The 18,160-nt window shown below is 57.6% G+C and carries 22 protein-coding genes; 10 read left to right on the top strand and 12 right to left on the bottom strand.

Features of this window, described 5'->3' with window-relative positions:
- The first annotated feature begins 55 nt into the window (after nt 1-55).
- Nucleotides 56-646, top strand: a complete 591-nt coding sequence (locus ACTHUY_RS10975; RefSeq protein ID WP_441678835.1) for a glycerol-3-phosphate dehydrogenase C-terminal domain-containing protein — start codon at nt 56-58, stop codon at nt 644-646.
- Between the two features lie 46 nt (nt 647-692).
- On the opposite strand, the gene ACTHUY_RS10970 is transcribed toward ACTHUY_RS10975, so the two are convergent.
- From ACTHUY_RS10970 to arsM, 5 genes are all read right to left on the bottom strand, one after another.
- The gene (locus ACTHUY_RS10970) at nt 693-950 is read right to left on the bottom strand and encodes a Txe/YoeB family addiction module toxin (protein ID WP_441678833.1); all 258 of its coding nucleotides are present in this window, start codon (nt 948-950) and stop codon (nt 693-695) included.
- Between the two features lie 2 nt (nt 951-952).
- Nucleotides 953-1,210, bottom strand: a complete 258-nt coding sequence (locus ACTHUY_RS10965) for a type II toxin-antitoxin system Phd/YefM family antitoxin (RefSeq protein WP_441678831.1) — start codon at nt 1,208-1,210, stop codon at nt 953-955.
- Between the two features lie 310 nt (nt 1,211-1,520).
- Complete coding sequence (locus tag ACTHUY_RS10960; RefSeq protein WP_441678829.1) at nt 1,521-2,132, bottom strand: 3'-5' exonuclease; 612 nt, start codon at nt 2,130-2,132, stop codon at nt 1,521-1,523.
- Between the two features lie 300 nt (nt 2,133-2,432).
- Entirely contained in the window at nt 2,433-2,858 is a 426-nt protein-coding gene (locus ACTHUY_RS10955) for an arsenate-mycothiol transferase ArsC (protein ID WP_441678827.1), read from the bottom strand.
- 91 nt (nt 2,859-2,949) lie between these two features.
- Nucleotides 2,950-3,846, bottom strand: a complete 897-nt coding sequence (arsM, locus tag ACTHUY_RS10950; RefSeq protein ID WP_441678825.1) for an arsenite methyltransferase — start codon at nt 3,844-3,846, stop codon at nt 2,950-2,952.
- An 84-nt stretch (nt 3,847-3,930) separates the two neighbouring features.
- Between arsM and ACTHUY_RS10945 the strand changes: the two genes are divergently transcribed.
- The 3 genes from ACTHUY_RS10945 (at nt 3,931) to ACTHUY_RS10935 (ending at nt 5,272) form a co-directional block, all read left to right on the top strand.
- The gene (locus tag ACTHUY_RS10945; RefSeq protein WP_441678823.1) at nt 3,931-4,302 is read left to right on the top strand and encodes an ArsR/SmtB family transcription factor; all 372 of its coding nucleotides are present in this window, start codon (nt 3,931-3,933) and stop codon (nt 4,300-4,302) included.
- 141 nt (nt 4,303-4,443) lie between these two features.
- The gene (locus tag ACTHUY_RS10940) at nt 4,444-4,884 is read left to right on the top strand and encodes a YtoQ family protein (protein ID WP_126704843.1); all 441 of its coding nucleotides are present in this window, start codon (nt 4,444-4,446) and stop codon (nt 4,882-4,884) included.
- A 196-nt stretch (nt 4,885-5,080) separates the two neighbouring features.
- Nucleotides 5,081-5,272 (top strand): hypothetical protein, encoded by a 192-nt coding sequence (locus ACTHUY_RS10935; protein ID WP_441678821.1) that lies wholly within the window; start codon nt 5,081-5,083, stop codon nt 5,270-5,272.
- Between the two features lie 414 nt (nt 5,273-5,686).
- Here ACTHUY_RS10935 and ACTHUY_RS10930 read toward each other — a convergent pair whose 3' ends face one another.
- The gene (locus ACTHUY_RS10930) at nt 5,687-5,905 is read right to left on the bottom strand and encodes a hypothetical protein (RefSeq protein WP_441678819.1); all 219 of its coding nucleotides are present in this window, start codon (nt 5,903-5,905) and stop codon (nt 5,687-5,689) included.
- 204 nt (nt 5,906-6,109) lie between these two features.
- Nucleotides 6,110-6,433 carry a hypothetical protein gene (locus ACTHUY_RS10925; RefSeq protein ID WP_441678817.1) on the bottom strand — a complete coding sequence of 108 codons (324 nt, stop codon included), beginning with the start codon at nt 6,431-6,433 and terminating at the stop codon, nt 6,110-6,112.
- A gap of 233 nt (nt 6,434-6,666) precedes the next feature.
- Between ACTHUY_RS10925 and ACTHUY_RS10920 the strand changes: the two genes are divergently transcribed.
- Nucleotides 6,667-7,038 (top strand): carboxymuconolactone decarboxylase family protein, encoded by a 372-nt coding sequence (locus ACTHUY_RS10920; RefSeq protein ID WP_441678815.1) that lies wholly within the window; start codon nt 6,667-6,669, stop codon nt 7,036-7,038.
- A 28-nt stretch (nt 7,039-7,066) separates the two neighbouring features.
- Here the strand turns inward: ACTHUY_RS10920 and ACTHUY_RS10915 are convergent, their stop codons facing one another.
- From ACTHUY_RS10915 to ACTHUY_RS10900, 4 genes are all read right to left on the bottom strand, one after another.
- Nucleotides 7,067-7,201 (bottom strand): hypothetical protein, encoded by a 135-nt coding sequence (locus ACTHUY_RS10915; RefSeq protein WP_265936830.1) that lies wholly within the window; start codon nt 7,199-7,201, stop codon nt 7,067-7,069.
- Between the two features lie 63 nt (nt 7,202-7,264).
- Nucleotides 7,265-7,843: a hypothetical protein gene (locus ACTHUY_RS10910; protein WP_441678812.1), complete on the bottom strand. Its 579-nt coding sequence runs from the start codon at nt 7,841-7,843 to the stop codon at nt 7,265-7,267.
- A 191-nt stretch (nt 7,844-8,034) separates the two neighbouring features.
- Entirely contained in the window at nt 8,035-9,924 is a 1,890-nt protein-coding gene (locus ACTHUY_RS10905; RefSeq protein WP_441655499.1) for a BCCT family transporter, read from the bottom strand.
- Between the two features lie 364 nt (nt 9,925-10,288).
- Nucleotides 10,289-11,137: an SDR family oxidoreductase gene (locus ACTHUY_RS10900; RefSeq protein ID WP_441655498.1), complete on the bottom strand. Its 849-nt coding sequence runs from the start codon at nt 11,135-11,137 to the stop codon at nt 10,289-10,291.
- A gap of 100 nt (nt 11,138-11,237) precedes the next feature.
- Here ACTHUY_RS10900 and ACTHUY_RS10895 point away from each other — a divergent pair, with 100 nt between their 5' ends.
- The 4 genes from ACTHUY_RS10895 (at nt 11,238) to ACTHUY_RS10880 (ending at nt 15,340) form a co-directional block, all read left to right on the top strand.
- Nucleotides 11,238-11,636 (top strand): winged helix-turn-helix transcriptional regulator, encoded by a 399-nt coding sequence (locus tag ACTHUY_RS10895; protein ID WP_441678810.1) that lies wholly within the window; start codon nt 11,238-11,240, stop codon nt 11,634-11,636.
- A 157-nt stretch (nt 11,637-11,793) separates the two neighbouring features.
- Nucleotides 11,794-13,014, top strand: coding sequence for a cobalamin-independent methionine synthase II family protein (locus ACTHUY_RS10890; protein WP_441678809.1), 1,221 nt, complete (start codon nt 11,794-11,796; stop codon nt 13,012-13,014).
- Between the two features lie 246 nt (nt 13,015-13,260).
- On the top strand, nt 13,261-14,244 hold the full coding sequence (locus ACTHUY_RS10885; RefSeq protein ID WP_441678807.1) for an LLM class flavin-dependent oxidoreductase: 984 nt from the start codon (nt 13,261-13,263) through the stop codon (nt 14,242-14,244).
- 157 nt (nt 14,245-14,401) lie between these two features.
- On the top strand, nt 14,402-15,340 hold the full coding sequence (locus ACTHUY_RS10880; protein WP_441655494.1) for a serine hydrolase domain-containing protein: 939 nt from the start codon (nt 14,402-14,404) through the stop codon (nt 15,338-15,340).
- Between the two features lie 222 nt (nt 15,341-15,562).
- On the opposite strand, the gene ACTHUY_RS10875 is transcribed toward ACTHUY_RS10880, so the two are convergent.
- Nucleotides 15,563-17,116: an FGGY-family carbohydrate kinase gene (locus ACTHUY_RS10875; RefSeq protein ID WP_441678837.1), complete on the bottom strand. Its 1,554-nt coding sequence runs from the start codon at nt 17,114-17,116 to the stop codon at nt 15,563-15,565.
- Between the two features lie 285 nt (nt 17,117-17,401).
- On the opposite strand from ACTHUY_RS10875, the gene ACTHUY_RS10870 reads away from it, so the two are divergent.
- A complete protein-coding gene (locus ACTHUY_RS10870) occupies nt 17,402-18,139 on the top strand; it encodes a class I SAM-dependent methyltransferase (protein ID WP_441678805.1) in 738 nt (245 codons plus the stop codon).
- The last annotated feature ends 21 nt before the right edge of the window (nt 18,140-18,160 follow it).

Here is an 18,160-nt window from a genome sequence, read left to right as displayed (position 1 = left end):
CATCCCCGAAACCACCCTCGCCGCTTGACACACAACATAGGGGCACCCCCCCCCCGTGGCATCAGAGCCCGGCACGTCGACGGGCAGCGCCTCGCGCGAGCATCTCATCTCCGAGGGTCCCACGGGTATGCTCACGATCTCCGGCGGGAAGCTGACCTCGAGCAGGCTCATGGCCAAGCAGTTCGTCGACCGTGCTGTGAAGAAGAACGGCTTCGCCGTCGCCAAGTCGACATCGCGCCTCATCCCTATATCAGGGGCGAACCTGCGCCAGGCCGAAGCGGCGCGGCGCAACGCGATCCGATTCGGCGTGCCGGAGGGTATCGCCGCCTCGTGGGTGAATCGCTACGGGTCGAACGCGGCGAAGATCCTCTCCATCTGGCAGGCAGAGGAGGACTCTCGGCAGGCCCTCGGACCGCGGGGACTGTCGGCGGCAGAGGTCCGCTACTGCGTGCGCGAGGAGATGTGCGCAACGCTCGAAGATCTGCTCGTCCGACGGAAGTCGCTGTTCTTCTGGGACGAGAGCGGCGGGCTCGACAGCATCGACCGAATTGCGGATGAGCTGATAGGGGAGCTCGACTGGGACAGCGAGCGGAGGACCAGAGAAATCGAGAATTATCGCGCGTCGGTCGCCGAGCATCGCCGGTGACGCGTCTGCGCGCACCTGGCTGACTGGAGACCGGCGCCGATCAGTATCAGCCGTAGTGGTACCGACAGGCGGCGATGCGGATCTCGTTGCCCGTGACCTTGTAGACGAGCCGATGCTCATTGTTGATGCGGCGGGACCAATAGCCAGCGAGGCTGTGCTTAAGCGCTTCCGGCTTGCCTATCCCCTCATTCCCATTCCGCTCAATGTCCTTCAGGAGCTGATTGATTCGTTTGAGAACTCTCCGGTCCTGCATCTGCCACCAGAGGTAGTCATCCCATGCGTTCTCGTCCCAGATCAGGAGCACGATCAGTCCGTTTCGGACAGATCGTGCTCCTGACCCCTGCCAGCCTCCAGTCGTTCCATGGAGTCCATCAGGCGACGAGCGTTGGCAGGTGAGCGCATGAGGTAAGCGGTCTCACGAAGAGACTCATAGTCGGCGAGTGAGAGGATGACCACCGGGTCGTGGCCAGCTCGGGTGATGACCACCTCCTCGTGGTCATCCGTGACGCTGTTGAGGACCTCAGCGTACCGAGCTCGTGATTCTGTGTAACTCATTGTCTTCATGTCATCCTCCTGTACAGATAACTGTACGGCGAGGGAAGTGTTCCGTCAACGCCGAAGGTGCGGCGAGGATCCTCGCCATCAGGCAGGCGGAAGAGGTCTTTCGGCAGGCGCAAACTGTCGTTCGATCCGTCGGCGCGCAGCGGAATCTCCGATTGGGACCTGTGCACGATTGAGGGCCGGTGATCCCGTGAGAGTGGTCCCGAGTAGCCTGCGGCGTGCGGATCTGCCGAGGGCGGGTCAGCGGTCGCCTTCCTTGGTCGACGTGCTCAAGCGTGGTGCGGTTCCACCGGGACGCGACTGCATTGACCAATCAGGTGGGCAGTAACTCTGACAGCTCCTCGTGGGTGGTGATGACGAGCTGGTCCCTGGCGCGTGATGCCGCGACGTAGAGGAGCGATCTTTCGCGTTGACGAGCATCGTCCGCTTCAGCGTCGGCGAGGCCCTGAAGCTGGTAGCGCTGCGGCAGAACGTTGGCTCCGACACCGATGAGGACGACGTGCGTGAACTCCATACCCTTCGCGCTGTGCATGGTCATCACCTGAACGATTGAGCCATCTGCCTTTCGATCGTCCGACAGCTCGATCTCGATTCCGTGATCGGCGAGGCCGTTGACGACCTTGTTGACGAGAGCCTTAGTTCTGGCGAGAACGCCCACATGGATTCCGTTGTCGCTTTCCGTCCACGACCTGATGAGGCCGGCGATAGCCTCGATCTCATCGGCTTCCGACGTGAACTCGAACAGTGCGGGCTTGGGTCCTGATCGTGCAGAACGGTACTGGTCCGTGCTGTCGATCTCGCCTTGCCTCCCCGTCCGATTGCCCTGCGGTGTCGAAATGGGAACCGTGTTGCGACAGCGGCCTGTTAGCGAACGCGCTCCCCGACCGGACCGATCTCGGCCCGGTCGGACACCAGCTACCGACACGATGAAAGCCGGGGCTATGAGCCGCACCTTCGCAGAGCCCCAGGAGTTCGCGCAGAATGTCTGTGAGATGCAGAGCTAGTTCAACGACACGTATCCATAGTCGAGGCTCGTGAAGTCGATGTTGCGTTGATTGGAACGATTCGTCGAAACCTAAAGGCCGAGGGTAGAGATTCGGCGGTTGAGTATGTAAACGGTGATCAGAGAGTCAAGGTTTCCTCGTCTCACTCTCCTGTGCCGGGCAACCTGAGGTAGTGTTCCCTACTTTTGAGCATATTGTAAGGGTCGTCCCATTCGGGAAACTCATGTGGATGCAAGCTCTCCGGCAAGCCGATGCACTTTCTCGTTAATCTCGTCGCGAACCAGGCGCATGCGTTCTTCACCTTCGATTCCACGTTCGGATGGTTCATCAATGGTCCACGTTTCGATCGTACCGACCATGTCACTAACGGGCTCAACCTTCGCCTCGTTTCCGATAATGACGATGCGGTTCACCGTTCGTAGCAGAGCGGGGTCTATCGGCTTGGGGTATTCGCCATCCATGCTGGCCCCTACCTCCTCGATTGCTGAGGCGGACATGGCGTTAAGTGAGGTTCCGGGAACAGTGCCGGCGGAATGAACGTCAATGGCGCTACCGGCATGGTGACGCATGAGAGCCGCCGCCATCTGCGACTTACCGCCATTCTTTATGCAAATAAACAGAACGGATGGTTTCTGTATTTCAGTCATGATGGGCTCCATTCGAGAATGGTCAACGAGATCCGAGGTAGGGGTATTGAACGTGGTACGAGAGGCCGAAGTGCGGAATTCTGATGCTGGGTTAATCGTTCTCTCCAGGTTTGGTGGCGCGAATGATTGCCCCGTGCATACCCTCTGCAACCTCGTGAGTAAAGATCACTTCGGCAACGGCGAAGCCAGATTGCTTGAGTCCGTGGAGATACTCGGACCTGGAAAGTGCACCTGCGATGCAGCCGATGTACGATCCTCTATCGGCGCGTTCGGCGGAGCTGAGATCATCCTCGGCAACAATGTCGGATATGCCGATTCGGCCGCCGGGTTTCAGCACGCGGAACATCTCTGTCATGACGGCGTTCTTGTCGATAGACAGGTTGATGACGCAGTTCGAAATCACCACATCCACCGAGCTGTCAGGTAGGGGTATGTCTTCGATAATGCCTTTGAGGAACTTGACGTTTGTTGCTCCTGCTTTGGCCTTGTTGCTTTCAGCAAGCTCAAGCATTTCGTCCGTCATGTCGACCCCGTAGACAAAGCCGGTCTCTCCAACTCGACGCGCTGAGAGGAGAACGTCAAGTCCGCCACCGGAACCGAGGTCGAGAACGGTTTCTCCTTCCCGCAACTCGGCTACCGCGGTTGGGTTTCCACATCCCAAGGAAGCTACGAGCGCATCCGCAGGAACTTCTCCTTGTGTATCAGCGCGGTAGAGGGAAGAGCCGAAACCTGCGGTGACCGCGGGATTGCTATCGCAAGAGGAGGTGGTTTCGGCTGGTGTGCAACAGGACGTTTCTTGAACCGCTACACCACAGGATGTCTCCTGGACCGGTGTGCAGTAGGAGGTCTCTTCGACAGGTGTGAAACATGATTGGCGTATGTCCGCGACAGATAGGCTAATGCGATTGCCTAGGCCAGCGGCAACAGCCAGCGCGCCATATGCGTCGCGCACCTGCTCGCGAGTAATGCCGGTGCCTGGCTCCGTCACTATGAGCCTCCTATCGAAAAGCTTTAATGTATTAACCATGCAAGACGTATCGAAGATTTTCAATACATGACCTAGGGTGGAGCCATGACTGTGCGGGCCGAGTTACCAGTTGCGTCTGCCGATTCGGGGGAGTGCTGTGCTCCTGTGCCCAACCGTGTTCGTGATGATGCTGATGTGGACCGGCTTGCTCGCGTGTTTAAAGCACTCGGTGATTCGACGCGGCTGAAGCTCCTTGTAATGATTGCAGACGCGGCTCCATCTGAGCTTTGTATCTGCGATCTGACAAAACCGGTTGGGCTTAGTCAACCGACGGTTTCCTATCACATGAAGCAATTGGTCGACGCTGGGCTTGTTGTCCGGGAACAGCGGGGGAAGTGGGCATACTTCCAGCTTGTCCCCGAAGCCATAGAATCGGCAGTGCGAGCGTCGGGCTTGGAGTTATTCCAGACAAAATGACGTTCCGCGATTCCGATTGAGTAATGATGAGCGTCGAGGCTTAGCGGGCGGCTGAGAGGGTGGTGTCTCTTTTTCTTATCTATAGGATGGTTGAAGAAGGACGAACAATTCCGTTCAAAGCTACTGAGGGGAGTATCTGTCATGACTTTTAACGTGTACCTTTCCGGTGAAATCCACAGTGACTGGCGTGAGGAAGTCCGCCGGGGTGCGGAAGAGGCAGGACTCGATGTTGTCTTCACTGCACCGGTGACCGACCATCCTGCGAGCGATGCGGCGGGTGATCATCTCGGTGATACCCCCAGTGACTTCTGGCGTGACCACCAGTCTGCGAAGGTTAATGCGATCCGCACCCGTACCTTGATTGAAAAGGCTGATCTTGTTGTCGTCCGATTCGGTGACAAGTACAAGCAGTGGAATGCGGCATTCGATGCTGGCTACTGCGCCGCTCTCGGCACCCCCTACATCACGCTCCATGATGAAGATATTGTGCATGCACTCAAGGAAGTTGATGGTGGCGCGCAAGCCTGGTGCAAGACCACTGATCAAGTTGTGGAGACCCTCCGCTACGTCCTCGAAGATTAAGTTTCGGCGGGCACGAGTCCGCTTGCTTGGTTTGACGCGTCAGTGATTCGAGAAAACAGTTCTGAGGTGCCATCCGTTGGCGAACTCTGCGCGCACAGCGTTGGCGCGCAGCAACTTTGCCTTCCTGATGCGTGACGGCCCGGCCCGATGCAATGAGACGTTAACGGTCTGAGTCTTCTGGGGACGAAGCGGTCAATTGTATCCCGGACTGCCAGATCAGCGTGCCCTCGGTGGTAGCGGCTATGGCTCTGCGGTGCTCGATGCCTTTGTGTGCGGTTACATCCCACGAGAAATCGTGCTCAGTACCTTTGGGCTTGAGGGCAATCCCGATGCTCTCACGGCCGAAATAGACTTCCCGGCTAATCCTCGTATTGCTGAACTTGCTTAGCACGATCACGTTACTTGCTGATCTGAAGCTCGATCTTCCCTCCGGTTTTGCCGAGCGTCAGTTTGTTGCGGGTCCAGCCAGCCCTACGTCTGTGACAACTACGCCGCGACCTGGTCCGAGTTTACGTGCGTGTCGTTCATCAACGAAGTCTTCGCGCGCCATATTGCCGGTTGGATTGTCGCCTCGGCACTTAAACTGGAATGGTGCCTCGACGGTTAAAGCCGATATCCTTCCTCTCCAGGCCCTGGGAATGGCTACCTGGCATATGGAACAACAAACGACTCCACGGCGCGTTCGGATACCAAACACCCCTCGAGGTTGAAGTGGCCTACTCTGCTGAACAGAATCACTTCTGGCGCCAACCCAGTGGCAGGGCGACTGGTCGGAACCAAACGCAGGTCAAATCATTTCCGGTTAGCGGAGCTTCTGTTCCCTCATGCGACCGTGCCAGCGCCACACCCGCCGCCCATCAGCTGTCTCGTGGAGGGACAGGCCGCTCGGGCGGTCGCCCTGGAAACCGTCAATGTAAAGGGTGCCGGGGACATCGAGAGGAATCTGATATTCGCCTTCGGGCTTGTAAAGGACACGGATCCAGTCGGATACTCGGTTGCGGTTTGGGCGGGGCGGATTCATTCGGAAATTCCTGGCGCCAGGCAAACCGATTGTTGAATAGACCTGCGGTTGCCACGTCCCGTTCAGAGCGCTCTCGGCGGCTTTTTTGATTTTCTTGCGGCCCCGCCAAGCAAGCCAGCCAGTTACCCCTAGGGCAGTGGTTAGGAGAACGATCATGGAGCGCATCACCCATGGGCTTTCGGTGTAGGGCTCAGCCTCAGTGGATCAGACGGTCAGTTTGTCTCCGACGTCCCACGGGTCCCCACATCTCCCAACCGTCTCGGTCCTGCTCATTCCATCCTCTTGCCACGTCAGGGTGTATTGATCCCGGTTGCGACGAGTACAGAAATCAACTTTCTGAATGTTTGTGACGGTTGCGGTGGCCTTGGTGCTTTGCCCCATGATGTGCTGGACGTTGCCCGGATATCCAGCCACCCCGCCAAGCAGAACAATGACGAGGGCTATGACGCCGACGAGGCCAACAGTAAACAGCACGCCGTTCCACATCTTGTGCGCACGCTCCAGGGCTTTCTGTTCTTCAAAAGACACAAACCATTTTTACCGAAAACGAGGAGCGTGTGGGTGAGATTCAATGGAGAGAGCAATCCAATGAAGAAGGGAAGTAAAGATCGATCCACCCGGTGCAGGCTGCCAATGACATCGAGAGTGAGTTGTAAAAGATGAGAACAAAGCAAGCAAAGTGCGAACGGTGCAGCGGCTGGGCGAGAGAAGCGACTGTTAGCATGGCGGGGACTTAATGAGCCGTATTCCAGGAGGAAACAGTGGAACTAAGTATGGATGAGGGCAACCAGTTTGTTGCCGAGACTCAGACACCCGAAGGCGCAGAAACCTGGAAGAAGCAACTGGATGAGTTCGCTCCCGGATCGTCCGACTGGGTTGTTGGAGCCGTCTTTGGTGGCACCTACCAGCGTGGAGGACTGGAGCTACGTGACCGGCAGATGTTGAACATGGCAGCGCTTGCCGCCATGGGAGGCGTCGAACCGCAGCTTACCGGCCACATCAAGACCGCTGTTGATGTTGCCGGAATGAGCAAGGAAGAGGTTGCCGAGTGCTTCGTCCACCTCATGCCCTACATCGGCGTACCCAAGACGCTTGCCGCAATGCGCTGCATGAAAGCGGCGTTCGGGGACTGATGTAACTGCGTCAGTGTTGAGCTGACCATTAAATTGCAACAGAGCCCCGGATGCGGAACAGCATGATTCCGTCCCGGGGCTTCGTGATGCTGGAGAAAGCGGTCGGTGCCTGGGTGTGTCGGTGCCGGTACGTCGTGAAACCGAGCGCCGATTCGGAAAGCACGGGCTAAGGTATGACAGCTGCCCGCTGCTCCATAATCTGCCAGGTTAGTGCTGATGAGTCTGGTTATCCCATGTAAACAACGGCCCGGGAGAGAGTTGCGAATGGGGCTTTCTGACTGCTGGGTTTCTTCCCAGCCATGACCCAATTGATCTGAGCATCAAGAATGTGGAGTACGTGATCTAAAGTGAAGATCTTAACGTTCAATGGGAACCGGAGAGGGCTGATGGATCCGGGAGGCGGTAGGGGCTTCGTTTTGGGGCGGTTTATCCGTGCTGAGGCCGCGGCCCGCACCACGTGACGTAGTGCTATCCACGGTTCGGTCGTTGCGGTGGCGAAAACGGTTCTCGTCAGAGCGACGGTGGCTAGCCTCTTTCCGTCATCCCTAAAAAACTCAGCTGAGTGCCCGGCGCGCGACCAGTGAATGAACCGGACCTCCGCTATGGCGGAGAACGGGAAGGTCCCCTTCTTGCTCCGGACCGTTCCTTCGGCGATAGAGATGGTCACGCGAGGTGAGAGTGCGTAACACAGAAGGATGAGGGCGGCCGTGGCTCCCGAGGTGATGAGAACAGCATCGATGGGAGCTTCGCTGCCGATAAGGCCGATGATGACCACGGCAACGACAGTTCCGAAAAGTAACCACATTTAAAGGCCGAGTCCCCGGTTACAGCGGACCGTGTGTGGAAGCGATGCAGGTGTCGTCACCCTGCCACTGTGACGACACGTAAGGCGTGGTGGTGATTGATAGTGGGGGAGGCAGACCCTGATTGTGCCGCTAAGAAAGGGATGTCCCCGGGTGCCTGTGTGAGGCTACCCGGGGACAGCGGTGAGTGAACCTAGTCCTTCTGCGTAGACCGTTCGGGGTTGGTCTCGGATTCCAACTCGGGATCGGTGTCCGATTCGGAGTCGGTTTCGGGACCTTCCCAGGTCTCGTCGATCTCGCCGCCGACTGCTAGGTCGCCAGCAACCTTGATGTCACCTTCGAGTAACCAGGCACCATCCTCATGTTGCCAGGTTGGCTCGGGGAGCGGATTGCCGTCCTCGTCGTATCCGGGTGCTGGCCTGCTAGCGCCCTCTTCGAGAGCGTCAGCGTCGAACGTTCGATCCCACTGCCTTGTCTTGACGGGGGCTTCGGCTGCGCGGTCTTCGCTCATTGCCTTGAGTAACGCCCACATCATGAAGAACTCGATGAGGAAGAACGGCAATGCCACGATAATGACAACGTGCTGGATTGCCGTGATGCCATCATCGGGTGCGATGAGGAGGAGGGCTGCGGTAACGGCGCCGATTCCAACCACCCAGCCGACGCGATAGATCGTGGGTGATTTGTTCTCTTCGCCGGTGGCAAACATGTCCATGACGAGCCCCGCGGAGTCCATTGAGGTAATGAAGAAGACAACAATCACGATGAGTGCGATTGTGCCGACCAGGCCGTAGGCGGGATATTGCTCGAGCAGGCTGAACAACGCCATCTCGGTTCGGCCACTTTCGACTACGGGTTCTGTGAGAACCCCCGGATTGTCCTTTTCCATTTCCAGGGCAGCGCGGCCAAAGATCGAGAACCAGATGAGAACGAAGCCTGAGATTAGCCCAAGGACGCCGCCAATGAAGCCGCGGATGGTGCGACCGCGGGAGATTCGGGCAATAAACATCCCCACGTAGGGGCCCCAACAGATCGTCCATGCCCAGTAGAACGCCGTCCATGTGGATAGGAAGTCTGGGTTCTCGTTGTGGCTGTCAACCCAGAACATGAGCTCGGGGAGTGACGAAGCATAAATGCCGAAGGATTCGACGCTCTGCTCAATCAGGGTGAGGGTTGGTCCTGCGAGCAGGACGAAGATCATGAGCCCGGTGGCGAGCGCGATGTTGATGTTCGACAGGATCTTAATGCCCTTGTCGAGGCCGGTGCCGACGGAAATGCAGGCGGCGACGGTGATGAGAAGAATGATGGCAAGGTGAATGTGGGAGGCGATCGGCACATCCCACATGATGTTCATGCCAGCATTGATCTGGAGCACACCAAGACCAACCGAAACAGCGATACCGAACGTGGTGCCGATGATGGCGACGGCGTCAATGAGCTTGCCGGGCCACCTGTAGATCTGGCCTTTAAGGAGCGGAGCGAACACGGAAGACATCCGCTCCGGCATTTTCCTCTTGTAAATGAAGTAGCCGAGCGCCAGGCCGGGCAGGGTGAAGACCACCCACATGTGCGCCGCGAAGTGATAGTACGTGAACTCGAAGGCCTGAGTGATGGCCTCCTGCGACATGGGTTCCATGTCGCCACGCGGTGGATTGTAAGCATGGTGCAGTGGCTCTGCCGCTCCCCAGAACATGAGAGTGGCACCAAGACCTGCAGCGAACAGCATCCCAAACCATACGGGAGTGGAGTACTCGGGTTCGTCACCATCGTCACCGAGCTTGAGGTTCCCGTACGGGGAAACAAACAGCACAATAAGGAAAATGAAGATCAGTGAGACGCCGCCAATATAGAGCCAACCGAAGTTCTCCATAAGGGCACCGGACACGTTGCCGTACAGCTGGCGGGCGCCCTCGCTAAATGCGATGGTGCCAGCGACAAAGACAAGAATGAATCCGCCTGCGGCTAGAAAGATCAGCGGATCTGTCTTAAGCCACGGCATAAACTTCCGGGGATTTTCCTGCCCGGTATCTGTCGTCTGTGCCTGATTTTCTGTGATCTCTGAGTTATTCGCTCTGGAAGACATAGTTCTTTTTCAAGTAGGGAGCGGCGAAATTCTTAGCTTAGCGGGACCGCCATAACTATCCGAAGTGTTTTCCCAGAAAGTGTCTACTTGTCCATAATCAATGACTCATCGGGCAAAAGGTGGTATTAGAAGCGCGTCAAAGAATGGTGCAAACGAAGACTGACCACAGAGTGCTTCTAAAGGAGATTGCGAGAATCGAAACTGGGTGGAAAGGCTCCAGAAGATCTCCAAAAGGGTCATCAATGTGCGGAAACGTCGATCAACGTGGCGATGATCGGCCCGGGCGGATGAGAAAGCACAAGTCCCTGCCCGACGAATGTTCACCGGGCAGGGACAGAACCCTGAAGGGCTCGTTTGATTGAGGTCAGGCGGAGAGTGCGTCCGCTGCGGATGTTGACGGGCGGCCGATCAGATCCTGAAGGTCGGTGCTCTCCGAGTAGAGGGCGCCGTTTTCGATAGCGGGCTCCATCCCCGCAAAGGCAGCGGCGGCTTCCGTGGGGAGACCGAAGCTCTCGAGAGTGGCCCGGTATTCCTCGACGGACTGATCCACGTACGTGACCTCGGAGCCAATGACCTGGCCCGCGGCGTCGGCGATCTCCTGGTAGGTGAGGCTCGGGGAACCAGCAAGCTCGTAAACCTTGCCAGCGTGACCATCCGTTGTTGCCACAACGGCAGCGGCCTCGGCGTAGTCGCGGCGAGCAGCCCCCGAAACCTTCGCGGCACCGGCAGCGCCAAAGAACTTACCCGCGGCGCGTCCGGAGTCGAGGGCGGAAGCGTAGTTCTCCCAGTACCAGCTATTACGCAGGATCGTGTGGTCAATTCCGGACTCGGCAAGGAGCTTCTCGGTATCCCGGTGTTCGGGAGCCAGGCCAAGCTCGGAGGTATCAAGGTTAAGAAGGCTCGTGTAGGCGATGAAAGAAACACCCGCGGCCCGAGCGGCCTCGATGATGTTCGAGTGCTGAGCAAAACGCTTGCCCACTTCGCTACTGGAAACAAGGACCAGACGATCGACATCCTCGAGTGCCTTCGTGAGAGCCTCCTTGTTCTCGTAGTCGGCTACGCGGATTGTCAGGCCGCGCGCTGCGAGATCGGCAGCCTTCTGCTCGTCGCGGACGATTGCGGTAATGACCTCGGGGGCCACACCCCGCTCAAGAAGGTAATCAATAACGAAACCACCAAGGTGGCCGGTTGCTCCAGTAACTGCGAAGTTCATGCTTGTCCTAACGTCGTGGGAAAGTCCAACATGAAAACAATAGCACTAACTAAAAGAAAGTGAATACTGGAAGTTAGTGAAGAAGTATTAGGATGGGGGTATGGCCAGCAACGACGACACCCTTGGTTCGCTCCCGGACCCCAATGTTTTCTCGCGAATGTGCTCATCTCGCGATGTTTTTCATCACGTCACCGGAAGGTGGGGTGCGCTCGTCATCGTTGCGCTATCGGAGAACGGTGAGCCCATGAGATTCAGTGAGCTCCGCCGCCACGTGGACGGTGTCAGTGACCGTATGCTGTCCCAAACCCTTGCTCAGCTTGAACGTGAAGGGGCGGTAGTGCGAACCGTGCACAGTTCAATCCCGCCCCACGTCGACTACCAACTCACAGAGCTTGGAAACAAACTGTCCAGCCCACTCAGTGATCTCAAGGGAATCGTCGAAAGGGAACTAGGTGGCATTCTCCAGTCGCAAGAAGCCTACGATAAGGCCCATGCTTAGCTGATCGGGTGCTCGCTTAGGTGTTCGGGCGCTCGCTTAGCTGATGGGGCTGACACTTATCCGTTGAATCGCGCAGGCGTGTTTCCGAAGAATGGACCGGGATAGAAATTTGGGTGGAACCACATAGGCTCGATTGCGAGACGAATGGAGAATTCGAATGGCTAATAGAATCCGCACCACCCACGTTGGTTCGCTACCCCGCCCCGAAGCGCTAATTGCTGAGAACATTGCCCTTCAGAACAACGAGCTGGATCGAGCAGAGTTCGACGAGCGACTGCAGGCCCACACCAACGACGTTGTTGCCCGCCAAATCAACGCCGGAATCGACATCATTAACGATGGTGAATACGGCAAGCCCATGGTCGAGGAAATTGAACCGACCGCCTGGGTTTACTACGCCTGGCACCGCTTCGACGGCCTGGGCTTTGCCGAGCACAAGAACGGCATCATGCCGAACCCGAATGCTGTCCCCGGCAAGTACGATGAGCCGGAGCTCACGACCTACGCAAACCGTCGCGACTACCAGGCATTTAAAGAGGCATATCTCGCCGATCCGTACAATGCGGGGATCATGGCTGGTTTGGACAGCCCGACGGCGCCCGCAATCATCAAGGAGATCACCTACACGGGCCAGAATGCTGTGAAGGCTGACGCCGAGGGCCTCCGTGCAGCACTGTCTGGAGCGGGAGCCGAAGGCCGCGGATTTATCTCCTCAATCTCGCCCGGAATGCTCTCGTCCATGGGTAACGCCTTCTACGAGTCACGCCACGATGCTGGTATGGCGGTGGCGGCAGAACTCAATAAGGAATACCGGGCGATCGTCGATGCTGGACATACTCTTCAGATCGATGCACCCGACCTTGCCGACTCGTGGGACCAGATCAATCCCGAGCCGACCGTCGACGAGTACCTCAAGTACATTCGTCACTCAGTCGAAGAGATCAATGAAGCCATTAAGGGCATTGACCGCGACCGAGTGCGTATCCATATTTGCTGGGGTTCCTGGCATGGCCCGCACACCACCGATGTTCCGTTCAACGACATCGTTGACACGATCTTTGAGGCCAACGCAGGGGGCTTCAGCTTCGAAGCAGCCAACCCCCGCCACGCGTGGGAATGGAAGATTTGGCAGGACCGGAAGCTCCCCGAGGGCGTAAAGCTGATCCCCGGTGTCATCTCGCATAACACAAACATCGTGGAACACCCCGAGACCGTGGCACAGTCGATCATCCGCTTCGCGGAACTCGTGGGCCCCGAGAACGTCATCGCCTCTACCGACTGCGGTCTCGGCGGGCGCCTCCACTCGCAGATTGCATGGGCAAAGCTCCAGGCACTTGGCGAAGGCGCTGCCCTCGCAGAAAAGTACATGAGCCTATAAAGGACTAAACCGTCTGGTTTTTGCGGTCCGATGACTGACAGCGCGGTGACACGATTGTGTCGCCGCGTCGTCCTTAGGACGAAGTGGGACTGGCGGGAGCGGGGCTTGGGTAATAATGTCCGCTGACAATGGACTTTTCCGCTGTCCGCAAGGAGCCTAGCCAATACTGGGGACTGTCGATAGGTTGGGCCGAGGACAGGTGGCCGGTGAGAATGCCGGCGCTCGATATCGACGATTGGAATCCTTTTGGCTCGCGTACCACTCAGTGTTCTTGACCTTGTTGGCATTTCGGAAGGGGCAACGCCCCGGGATGCAATCGAAGATTCGATGAAGCTTGCGAAGATTGCTGACACGCTTGGTTATACGCGGCTCTGGTTCGCGGAGCACCACAACACTATTAATTTGGCCTCGAGTGCCACCTCCATCCTGATCGGACGTGCCGCCTCGGAGACCGAGCGGATCAGGGTTGGCTCGGGTGGCGTCATGCTTCCCAACCACGCACCTCTCATGGTTGCTGAACAGTACGGGACGCTCGCACAGATGTACCCGGGCCGTATTGATTTGGGTCTTGGTAGGGCGCCCGGAACTGACCAGATGACAGCGCGGGCTCTGAGCAGGTCCTCGGCTGAGCCGCAGGAGTTCGCGCAGAACATTTATGAGATGCAGGGGTGGTTTAGCGACCGGGGTGCGGGGCAGGCCTTGCCGATTGTTTCTGCTGTCTCCGCGGGAACAAACGTGCCGATTTGGGTTCTCGGCTCTACCGTAAACGGCGCATCGATCGCTGGCCAGCTTGGCCTGCCGTTCTCCATTGCCTCGCACTTTGCTCCGGACCAGGTGAACCAGGCGATTGCCGTGTACCGGGAATCCTTCACAACCGAAGCCCCCACCGCACAGATCGAGAAGCCCTACGTTCTTGCTGGAATTAACGTTCTTGTTGCGGACACCGATGAGGAAGCGGAGCGGGAGTTCACCACCATTCTCCAAATGTTCGCCGACACTGCTATGGGGCGAAAGCGGAAGATCCAGCCGCCGATTGACCCCGAGCAGGCGCGGGAAATTGATAACCCGATGCTCAAAATCAGAGCGGTCGGTTCCCCGGAAAATGTGGTCCGTCGGCTCGACGAGTTCGTCGAAGAAACTGGGGCCCATGAAATCATCACGACCACCTACTCCTACGATCCTGCCGTGCGGGAACGCTCTTTGAAGTTGCTTGCTGAGAACTGGTTCTAAGCACCTAGTTCAACGACTACATATGTTGGCGGATGGCAGGCTGCGGCCTGCCATTCTTGCTCCGTCGAGCAGGCGTTCTCGTTGAATGTGCATAGCAAGTCGGGGCGTAAGCTTGCTTGGTATGGTGGCGGGGATATCGCCGTATGCAAGGAGTGCAATGGACAAGCAGCAGTTTGACGGACTCGTTGATCTCTTCGAAAAAGCCACCGACGGGGAGGGCAATAAGCTCAACATGCATTCCCTGCTGGTCAAGCAGGCGGACAGGGAATTCTTCCATGCCTTCGGCGGGCGAACCGAGCCGTCGGACATTAGGTCGCTGTCGAAGACTGTCATGGCGCTTGTCCTCGGCACGATCGTCGAGAGCCGGGATGACTTCACGGAAGAGACTCCCGTGTGGCCCATACTCGAGCCGCTATGTACTCTCACGAATGAGGAAAACCGCGAGAAGCTTGAGCGGGTCAAGATCAAGCACCTTATGAACCACACGATCGGTTACGACAAGGTCCTGATGATGAGAGGGGATATCGGGCACCTCGATCCCTCCGAATACATTGACTACATCGTCAACGCTCCAATTGTGCACGAGCCCGGCAAGCACTACCTGTACTCGAATGCTGGGTTCTACCTTCTGTCTGTTGTCCTTCAGGAACTCCTTGGAGAAGATCTCGAAGACTACGTGCAGCGAGTTCTTTTCAATCCGCTGGAAATTACCGATTACAGCTGGGAGCGGTACGGCAAGTACCTTGCCGGTGCGACAAGGCTTTGGTTGCACCCCCACGATCTCCTAAAGATCGGTGACGTCTTGCTCTATGAAGGCGCGGGAATTGTATCGCCCAAGTGGATCGAGCGCATGAAGCAGTTCACCGAGTTCACGCCTGAGCAAGACACCCCAACGAATCCGCTGTTCCGACGCTGGGCTTACGGCTCCAGTCTCTGGCTGGGCAAGAAGAACGAGATCTTCTTTGGCCACGGAACGGATGGGCAGTCGCTCGTCATCGTTCCCGATCGTGAAGCAGTTGTTATTACGACCGCCCACCAGATTGATGTGGTTCGCCTGGAAGAACTCGTCGACAAGGCAGTTGCCCTTCTATACTGAACCGGTCAGTCGTCGCACTCTCGCGTACCAGGTCGTTCCCGCTAGTGGCCCAGGAGGCTAGGGAACTAGGAAGCCGAATGAACTGCGGCGGCATGGCAAAGGGCCTTCCGCTGGAGAAATCAATCTCCGCGGGAAGGCCCTTTGCTGTTCCAGCTATTGGGGTGGGTTCTTGACTATGTCAAAGCAATTGATTGGCGAGTGCTGCTGACCTATCGCTCGGGCCTACGCGGTACCCTGGCTGTGGCGCGAAGTTACCTCCGCAAGCTCGTTGTAGACGTTTCCTTCTACGAGTGCGAGGAACGCCTTCTCGAACACGTGGAAGTACTCGGTGTAGACCGCGTGGTTCGCCATGTTCGGCTCAATGAAGCCGTGAGTATGGACCATGTTCTCGATCGCCTCGTCAAGATCGGGCAGTGCGCCTGCGCCAACGGCACCGAGAATTGCTGCTCCAAGGACGGCGCATTCGGATACCTTGAGGCGTTCGACCCGGCGGCCGTAAATATCGGCCTGCATCTGGCTCCAGAACAGGGACTTCGCACCCCCGCCCGACAGGCGGATTGTGTCGAACGGGCGGCCGAGTGCACCTTCCATGGCCTCCACCGCCATGCGCAACTCGTAGATGACACCCTCGAGCACGGCACGAGCGGCATGCTTGCGGGTGTGGATCTGGGTGATGCCAAGCATTCCGCCGCGAGCATTGTCGTGGAAGTGCGGGTTGGCCTGAGAGTTGAAGAACGGGAAGAACAGGAGCCCATGACATCCGATCGGGGCCTCGGCGGCCTCGAGGGTGATGATGTCGTAGGGATTGAGATCTAGGGCCTTTGCTGCCTCGACCTCCGGTTGCCCGTAGGTGTCGCGCCACCAGCGCAGGACGACGCCCGCAGCATGGGCTGTTCCCTCCATGTCCCAGCGGTGCGGGATAGCGTGAGCGCCGAACGAGACACCACTGGTCAGGTTTTCCACCATGTCCGGTGCTTCATCGAGCTGGGCCACCATGACGGCCGCAGTGCCAAGCGACAGCTCCGCCATACCAGCCTTGTTGACGCCCGAACCGACAGCGGCACACTGCTGGTCGCCACCGCCGGGGGAGAGGACCGTCCCCTCGGCAAAACCGGTGGCCGCAGCTCCGGCTGCAGAAACCGTGCCAACCCGGCGCAGGTCCGGAACGAGGGGCGGCATGAGATCCATGTCGAGCCCCGCACGCTCGAACAGCTCCGGGGCATAATCGAGGGTCGTAATGTCGAACATGCCGTTGTAGTTCAGCGCCGAAGGATTGGCGAACAGCTCGGTCGATCCGAGGTTGTGGAGAATCCACTCCTGACCGTTCACGAACTTCCAGGTCTTCTCGTAAACCTCTGGGCGGTTGTCCTTAAGCCACTTGATCTTCGGGTAAACCCAGATAGCCGACGGATTGAGGCCGGTAATCGAGTAGTACTCGTCGTGCCCGAACTCCTTATTGATCCACTGGGCTTCCTTCGTTGCCCTCGTATCTGACCAGACGATTGAATCAATAAGAGGATCCCAGTTCTCGTCGACAGGAACGAATGAGCCGCGCTGAGAGGAGACGCCAATCGATACGACCTGAGAGATATCGCCCTTGAACCGGCTGGTTGCCTGCTTGGCGGCAATGCAGAGGCCTGCCCACAGCTCGTGCATGTCCTGGTCGACCCACCCGGGATGAGGGTGCTTTGTGCGGTACTCCGAGTATCCGCTACTCATGATGTTGCCCTGGTCGTCGAAGATCATGACGGTCGTGCCCGTCGTGCCAGCATCAATGCCGGCAAATACTTTTCCATGATTTCTTTTCGTCGCATCGTTGCGACATACATAGCCCCGGGAACCGAGATGGGTTCGCCGGGAACGTCATAGTGAGGTTGGGGAAATGGCAGGATCCGGATCTGGATCCGATACGGATACGTGCCATAAATTATAGCTAAAATGTCAGCTGAATAACACTGATATAGTTTGTCGTTCTGTGCTCACGCGAGCGGCCCAATCGTCGTGGGCGAGGGTGAACGACATGGCCCCGGAATTAACTTCTCCAGTTAGAAAGCGCTGATCATGAGCTATGACGATCCGCGACTCGTCGCGATCTACGACATCGACAACCCGGACGGGCCGGACCATGACTTCTTCCGAGCCCAGGCCGATGGACTTAAGGTGCGAACGATCGTCGACCTTGGGTGCGGAACGGGGATTCTTACGGTCACGCTCGCAGCACCCGGCAGAAGAATCCTGGGAATTGATCCGTCGGAGAGCATGCTCAATTTCGCTCGGCAACGGCCAGGTTCCGATCGGGTGGAGTGGGTGCGTGGCACGAGTAGTCGCATCGAACCGGATTCGGCTGATCTGGTGATTATGAGCGGCAATGTTTCCATGCATATCCTCGGCGACGATTGGCATCGCACCCTCGCCGATATTTCGGCTGGACTCACCTGTGGTGGACGGTTGCTTTTTGAGTCCCGCAATCCGCTCCGCGAAGCGTGGAAAGAATGGAACGACATGCCTTCAGAGAGAGATACTCCTGCAGGCAGGCTACGTGAGTCGCTGGTGACCGAGCCGCCCGGCGCCGACGGCATCGTCGTCATGCATGTTCGCAATGAATTCCTGGAAAGTGGCGCCGTCCTTCAGTGTGACCAGAAGTTACAATTCCGAAGCGCAGAACAGATACGAGCGGACCTTGAGAACGCGGGGCTCAGGGTGGCGAATGTGTGGCGAGACTGGGAGCGAAACCGGTTTGAGGGAACCCCGGCCGAGCCTCTTATGGTGTTCGAGGTGGCTCGGGCCGACGATGTGTGATGACTAATTGTCGAGTATCGA

It is taken from the genome of Flaviflexus sp. (assembly GCF_052087705.1).
Lineage (GTDB): Bacteria > Actinomycetota > Actinomycetes > Actinomycetales > Actinomycetaceae > Flaviflexus > Flaviflexus ciconiae.
This window is presented reverse-complemented; position numbering and strand designations above follow the sequence as displayed.